This is a genomic window from Collinsella sp. AM33-4BH, from assembly GCF_003469205.1.
Taxonomy (GTDB): Bacteria; Actinomycetota; Coriobacteriia; order Coriobacteriales; family Coriobacteriaceae; genus Collinsella.
The window spans coordinates 38,479-45,018 of sequence record NZ_QSIN01000010.1; the positions used below are offsets into that span (position 1 = coordinate 38,479).

Annotated in this window: 5 protein-coding genes; all 5 read left to right on the top strand. The window is 61.3% G+C overall.

Going from position 1 to position 6,540, the window contains the following annotated elements:
- Positions 1-2: 2 nt before the first annotated feature.
- Positions 3-671 (top strand): SGNH/GDSL hydrolase family protein, encoded by a 669-nt coding sequence (locus DW821_RS08090; protein ID WP_233541142.1) that lies wholly within the window; start codon positions 3-5, stop codon positions 669-671.
- A 107-nt stretch (positions 672-778) separates the two neighbouring features.
- A complete protein-coding gene (locus DW821_RS08095) occupies positions 779-2,017 on the top strand; it encodes a glycoside hydrolase family 105 protein (RefSeq protein WP_118066417.1) in 1,239 nt (412 codons plus the stop codon).
- 1 nt (position 2,018) lies between these two features.
- Entirely contained in the window at positions 2,019-2,924 is a 906-nt protein-coding gene (locus DW821_RS08100; RefSeq protein WP_158567559.1) for a sugar phosphate isomerase/epimerase, read from the top strand.
- A gap of 103 nt (positions 2,925-3,027) precedes the next feature.
- Positions 3,028-4,245, top strand: coding sequence for an FAD-dependent oxidoreductase (locus DW821_RS08105; RefSeq protein ID WP_118066421.1), 1,218 nt, complete (start codon positions 3,028-3,030; stop codon positions 4,243-4,245).
- 197 nt (positions 4,246-4,442) lie between these two features.
- Positions 4,443-6,392: an NAD(P)/FAD-dependent oxidoreductase gene (locus DW821_RS08110; protein WP_118066423.1), complete on the top strand. Its 1,950-nt coding sequence runs from the start codon at positions 4,443-4,445 to the stop codon at positions 6,390-6,392.
- The last annotated feature ends 148 nt before the right edge of the window (positions 6,393-6,540 follow it).

Below are 6,540 nucleotides of genomic sequence, written 5' to 3' on the forward strand. Positions count from 1 at the left end.
ATATGGAAACGAAAAACTTGAGCGAATCGACCATCTGCTGCTTTGGCGATTCGACCACCTGGGGCGATAACGGATGCGGCGGGGGAGGCAACGATATCTCCTGGACTTCGCACCTGGGTGCGCTGCTGGGCGGCGCTACGATCGAGAACTTTGGTATTAAGGGTTCGCGTATTGCCGTCAAGGCCGACCGTAGCGATTCGTTTGTCGAGCGCTTGGACGGCATCGATCACACGGCAGATATCTGCATCGTCTTTGGCGGCGTTAACGACTTTAGCCGTAACGTGCCGCTGGGAGAGCTGGGCAGCACGGACGTGCACGAGTTCTACGGTGCGCTCGACTACCTGATCCGCACCATCACGGCGCGCTCGCCTCAGGCAAAGCTGGTGTTTATGACGCCGTGCAAGACGAGCGGCAAACACGAGAAGGATATTCCGGCAAGCAACGAGGCCAACCATCTGGGCCTGACGCAAGACGCCTATGTGCGCGCGATGCTGGAGGTCTGCGATCGCTACTCGGTGCCGGTGATCGACCTGTATGCGCAAAGCGGCATCAGCCCGTTTTTGCCGGAGCACCGCGAGCTCTACATGCCGGACGGTCTGCATTACAGCCCTACCGGCTATGAGCGCCTGGCGCATCGCATCGCTGCGGGCCTCACCGCCGTTTGCCGTTAAAAGTTTGCCGTTCACGGGGATTATAGGGTTAACGTTCACCCTATAATCCCCGTTCGCGTTACACTAGGGGAAACGTTCACCCATCAATAACGTCAGAGGGGACAGCAATGGGTTGCAATCAGATTCTGGACCGTTATATCGAGCAGTTGATCGAGACCTCTACGCCTCAGGCGCCGGCCTGGAATATCGAAAAGCTTCGCGCCGGCAAGGAGAACACCTGGAATTACATTGACGGCTGCATGATCAAGGCACTCATCGAGCTGTACGAGATCACCGGCGAGCAGCGCTACCTGACCTTCGCTGACGACTATATCGACTTTTTTGTCCAGGATGACGGCACCATCAAGCATTACGATCCCCAGGAATACAACCTCGACAACGTCAATGCGGGCAAAACCCTCTACAAACTCTATGACCTGGTGGGCAAGCCCAAGTACCGTGCCGCCATGGATACCATCTATCGTCAGCTCGAAACCCAGCCGCGTACCAAAGAGGGTGTGTTTTGGCACAAAGCCGTCTACCCCAACCAGATCTGGCTCGACGGCATGTACATGGCGCAGCCGTTCTACATGCAGTACGAGCTGAGCTTCCACAACCGCCGTGCCTGCTCGGATAGTTTCCATATGTTCCAGGTCGTGCATGACCTGATGCGCAACCCCCTCAACGGCCTGTACTATCACGCCTACGACGCGAGCCGCAAGCAGTTCTGGTGCGATCCCGTCACCGGCCTTTCGGCCAACTTCTGGCTGCGCGCCGAGGGCTGGTTCGCCATGGCGCTCATCGATACCTGGGAGCTCATGCCGCCCTCGATGTCGGCCGAGAAGGACGAGATCCGCAAGATGTTCCACGACCTGATCGACGCCATGCTGCCGTATCAGGACGAGAAGACCGGCATGTGGCACCAGGTCATCAACCTGCCCAATATCGCCCCCAACTATCTGGAGGAGTCGGGCAGCGCCATCTTTGCCAACGCCATCATGAAGGGCGTGCGCCTGGGCGTGCTGGGCGAGCGCTACTACCAGTACGGCCGCCGTGCGTTTGACGGCATCTGCGACACGTGCCTGTCCGAGCGCGACGGGCAGCTGGCGCTCGACAACATCTGCCTGGTGGCGGGTCTTGGCAACACCGCGCACCGCGAGGGCACGTTTGGCTACTACATGAGCGAGCCCGTCGTCAAAAACGACGCGAAGGGCGTGGCGCCGCTGGTGCTCGCCTATATCGAGACTATGCATCATGACAAGTTGGCCGGTAAGCGCGATCCGCTCGCCCCTTCGGGCGTGTGCTCCATCGATGACCCGTTTGGCGGCTACACCCCGGGCATCAACGCTCAAAAGGGGCGTGAATAGCGTGGGGGCCATTACTCCGGGCGTACGTTTGCACGATCTTGTGCAGGGAACCGTCGAGGAACGCATTCGCATGGCAGGAGAGCTGGGCTTTTCGTGCATCCAACTGCCGAGCAAGGTGCTCTACGCATCGATGGGGATCGATCGGGGCGGCCTGACTCGCGAGCTTGCCGAGCACCTGCGTGCGGTGCTCGACGAGGCGGACGTTTCGGTTGCCGTGCTCGGCTGCTATAAGAATCTGGCGACGCCCGATCGACAACAGCTCATGGATAACTTTGCCGAGTACGAGGCATGCTTGAACTTTGCCCAGATGCTCGGCGGATGTCCTGTTGGCACCGAGACCGGTCGTCCCAATGCGCAGAACCGCGTTGCTGACGACCGTATGACCGACGAGGCACTCGATGCGTTTATGGACGGACTCGCACGTGTCTGTGAGCGCGCCGAGGCCGTTGGTGGGCAAATACTGATTGAGCCCGGCTGGAACGAGACGGTCAACACACCGGATCGCTGCCGCGAGGTATTGGAGCGCGTCTCGAGCCCAGCGCTCGGCGTGATCTACGACCCGGTGTCGCTGCTGCACCCCAGCGTCGTTAACGAGGCGCAGGAAATCACCGCGCGTATGCTCTACTTATGCGGCAGCAAGATCCGCGTGCTGCATGCCAAGGATTTTGAAGTCGTCGACAACGAGGACGAGGCCGGTTGGTGCGACGGTACAGGTTCGCGCCTGGTGTGCCACGGCGTGGGCGAGACGGGCCGTTATGACTTTGAGCCCGTGGTGGCCTGGGCGGCTGCCGCCCGCCCTGGGATTCCCTGCGTGGTCGAGAACAGCGTGCCGGCGACGGTGGCTGGCTGCCTGACGACACTCGGGCGCATGTCCGCTCGCTGCGGGGCATCGCATCGCGAGATATAGCATTGGCTTTTGCTGTGGCGGCAAATTGAGCTTGTCTGACTGGGGGCGACGGTGAAGGGTCTTTATCGTCGTCTCATTGGATTACGTCAAAAAGGGGAGTTGCGTGGCTATCCACATTGTCGAAGAGGCGAATCGTTGCCTAGGTTGCAAAAGGGCGTTCTGCCAGCTTAAAGGCTGCCCGGTTCAGACACCTATCCCGCAGGTCATTGACCTGTTCAAACAGCGTCGTCTGGAAGAGGCGGGCGAGCTGCTGTTCCAGAACAATCCCATGAGCGCGGTCTGCTCCATGATCTGCAACCATTCGGGCCAGTGCGAGGGCGCGTGCATCCAGGGCCGCAAGGGCACACCGGTGCATTTTTCGAGTATCGAGAACTATATCTCGACTGCATATTTGGACCGTAAGGAGTGGAAGCCCGCGCCGTCGTGCGGCAGACAGGTTGCCGTGGTCGGTTCCGGTCCTGCTGGCATTACCGTTGCCATTAAGATGGCTCAGCTGGGCTGTGCTGTCACGGTGTTTGAGCAGCGTCCCGAGATCGGCGGTGTGCTGGAGTACGGTATCCCCGAGTTCCGCCTGCCCCGTGCACTCGTGCAAAAGTACCGTCACGTGATGTGCTCGCTCGGCGTGCGCGTTCGCCCCTCGACCACCATCGGCGGTGCGCTGCATATCGACGACCTGCTGCGCGACGGCTACGATGCAGTCTTTGTGGGCACCGGTACCTGGCGAGCCCGCAAGCTGGGTATTCCCGGCGAGTCGCGCGGCAACGTGCTGTTTGGTATCGATTATCTGGTCGATCCCACGAGCGTGGCGATCGGGCAGAACGTGGCGGTTATCGGCGCCGGCAATGTGGCCATGGATGTCGCCCGCACGGCCCTGCGCTCGGGCGCTCGTAAGGTTACCGTGTATGCCCGATCGCGCCATATTTCGGCCATCGATGACGAGGTTGAGCTGACCGAGCTTGACGGTGCCGAGATCGTGCGCGGCAAGGCGATCTGTGCCATCGACGATAACGGTCCGGTGTTCGAGACGGCTATCTTTGACGAGGACAACAACGTGGTGGGCTACGAGGAAGAGCTTGACCATGTGCCCGCCGACACGGTTGTGATTGCGGCCTCGCAGGTGCCCAAGGACAAACTGGTGCTTACGACGGGCGGTCTGGAGACCGACCATCGCGGTCTTCTTTCGGTCGATGAGCACGGCATGACCACCGTGCCTGGCGTCTTTGCCGCCGGCGACGTGGTCAACGGCCCGCTCACTGTGGTCCATGCTGTAGCTGGCGCCAAGCTTGCCGTCGAAGGCATGACTAACTACCTGGGCCTCTAACCCATCCCATCCATCAGTTGCGGTGGAATACGGACTGTTTTGGCTGTCAAAGGCCTTATCTACTCCGTATTCCACCGCAACTTTTTTGTGGGTCGAGCAGAAGCTGGGGAGCGCATGCGGTCGGGTACTGCGCGGTTGCTGATACGATAGGTAGGTCATCAACTGCCGCCGAGCGGCTCAAACGAAAGGAACCCTGTATGGAGTCCTCCGCCTATCCGATGCTCTTTAGCCCGATCAAGGTCGGTACGACCGAGGTCAAGAACCGCGTCTTTATGCCGCCAGTGTCAACCAACCTGGCCGATCATGGCTATGTGACCGACGACTTGGTCGATCATTACCGTGCCCGCGCCAAGGGCGGCGTGGGCCTGATCATCACCGAGGTCGTGACGGTCGAGCCCACCTATACCTATCTGCCGGGCGATATGTGCTGCTATGACGACACGTTTATCCCCGGTTGGGAAAAGCTCGCCGCAGCCGTCCACGAGCATGGCTGCAAGATCATGCCGCAGCTCTTCCACCCCGCCTACATGGCCTTTAACATTCCAGGCACGCCGCGCCTGATCGCTCCGTCCTTTGTGGGTCCGTCCTATGCCCGCGAGGCGCCGCGTCCCATCACGGTTGATGAGATTCACGAGCTCACACATCAGTTTGGCGATGCCGCTGTGCGCATGCAGAAGGCTGGCGTCGATGGCGTCGAGGTCCATGCGGCGCACGCTCACGGCATGCTTGGCGGCTTTTTGACTCCGCTCTACAACAAGCGCACCGACGAGTACGGCGGTTCGCTCGACGCCCGCATGCGCTTTTTGCTCGAGGTCATCGCTGAGATTCGCGAGCGCTGCGGCAAGGACTTTATCATCGACGTCCGTATTTCGGGCGACGAGTACACCGATGGCGGCCTGACCCTCAACGACATGATCTACGTCTCGCGTCGCCTGGAGAAGGCCGGCGTCGACATGATTCATGTGTCGGGTGGTACCACCATCAAGCGCGGCTCCGCGATTCCTGCCGCCGGCACGCAGCAGGCCTCGCATGCCGCCTGCTCGCGCGAGATTAAGAAGCACGTCAACATTCCCGTCGCCACCGTCGGACGCATTAACGAGGCCTGGATTGCCGAGGAGCTGATCGAGGACGGCGCCGCCGACATCTGCATGATGGGCCGCGCCAACCTGTGCGATGCCGAGTTCTGCAATAAGGCGGCTGCCGGCAACGCCGACGAGATCCGTCCCTGCATCGGCTGCCTGCGCTGCCTGAACGGCATCATGTTCGGCAAGCGCATCTCCTGCACTGTCAACCCGGACGTGGAGCGCGACGAGGCCGGCTACGAGCCTGCCGCCGAGGCAAAGAACGTGCTCGTTGTGGGCGCCGGCCCCGCGGGCATGGAGGCGGCCTACATCGCCGCCAAGCGCGGCCATAACGTGGTGCTCGTGGATAAGCAGGACGAGCCGGGCGGCGAGATGCGCATTGCGGCCGTTCCGCCGGCAAAGCAGGAGCTCACTCGTGTGATCAAGTATCAGTACCGTCGCCTGGCCGAGGCCGGCGTCACGTGCGTCTTTGGTACCGAGCTTTCGGCCGAGGACATTCAGCGCGATTACGCGGGCTACGAGGTTGTCCTGGCTTATGGCGCCGAGCCCATCGCTCCGGCCTTTATGCAGGGCTTTAAGCAGGTTATGACGGCTGACGACCTGCTGGGCGGCAAGGCTTTCCCGGGTAAGAAGATCGTCATCGTGGGCGGCGGCACCGTCGGCTGCGAGACGGCCGATTACCTGGCCCCGTTGGTCAACGACCTGTCGCCGGCCAATCGCGATGTCACCGTTATCGAGATGACCAAGACGCTCGCCGCCAACGAGGGCGGCGCCGGCCGCGCGGTGCTCATCACGCGCATGCTCTCCAAGGGCGTCCACGTGCTGACCGAGGCCAAGGTGACCGAGATCACCGAGGACACCATCAGCTACGAGAAGGACGGCGAGGTCCACACCATCACCGGTGCCGATACGCTGGTGCTTGCCATGGGCTATCGTCCCAATACCAAGCTGGCCGACGACCTGGCTGCAGCCGGTGTTGCCACCCACGTGCTGGGCGATGCCAACGAGTGCGGCAACATCCGCGAAACCATCGGCGATGGCTACAAGGTTGCCTGCGAACTCTAGTCAACCCCTGGAGCTAGGGGGACAGGCTGCTTTGCACCAACGTGGTGCCTAGGTATCTGACCCCTCTGCACCATTCGATAGCAAAAAGCGGCGGCCGCCCCGGGCTTCGGGGCGGCCGCGGCTTGCGTTGGCTGCGATGAGGCGTGCG

Excerpts from the sequence above, each read along its gene's own strand:
- DW821_RS08090 (WP_233541142.1), top strand. The coding sequence starts at position 3 with ATGGAAACGAAAAACTTGAGCGAATCGACCATCTGCTGCTTTGGCGAT.
- DW821_RS08095 (WP_118066417.1), top strand. The coding sequence starts at position 779 with ATGGGTTGCAATCAGATTCTGGACCGTTATATCGAGCAGTTGATCGAG.
- DW821_RS08110 (WP_118066423.1), top strand. The coding sequence starts at position 4,443 with ATGGAGTCCTCCGCCTATCCGATGCTCTTTAGCCCGATCAAGGTCGGT.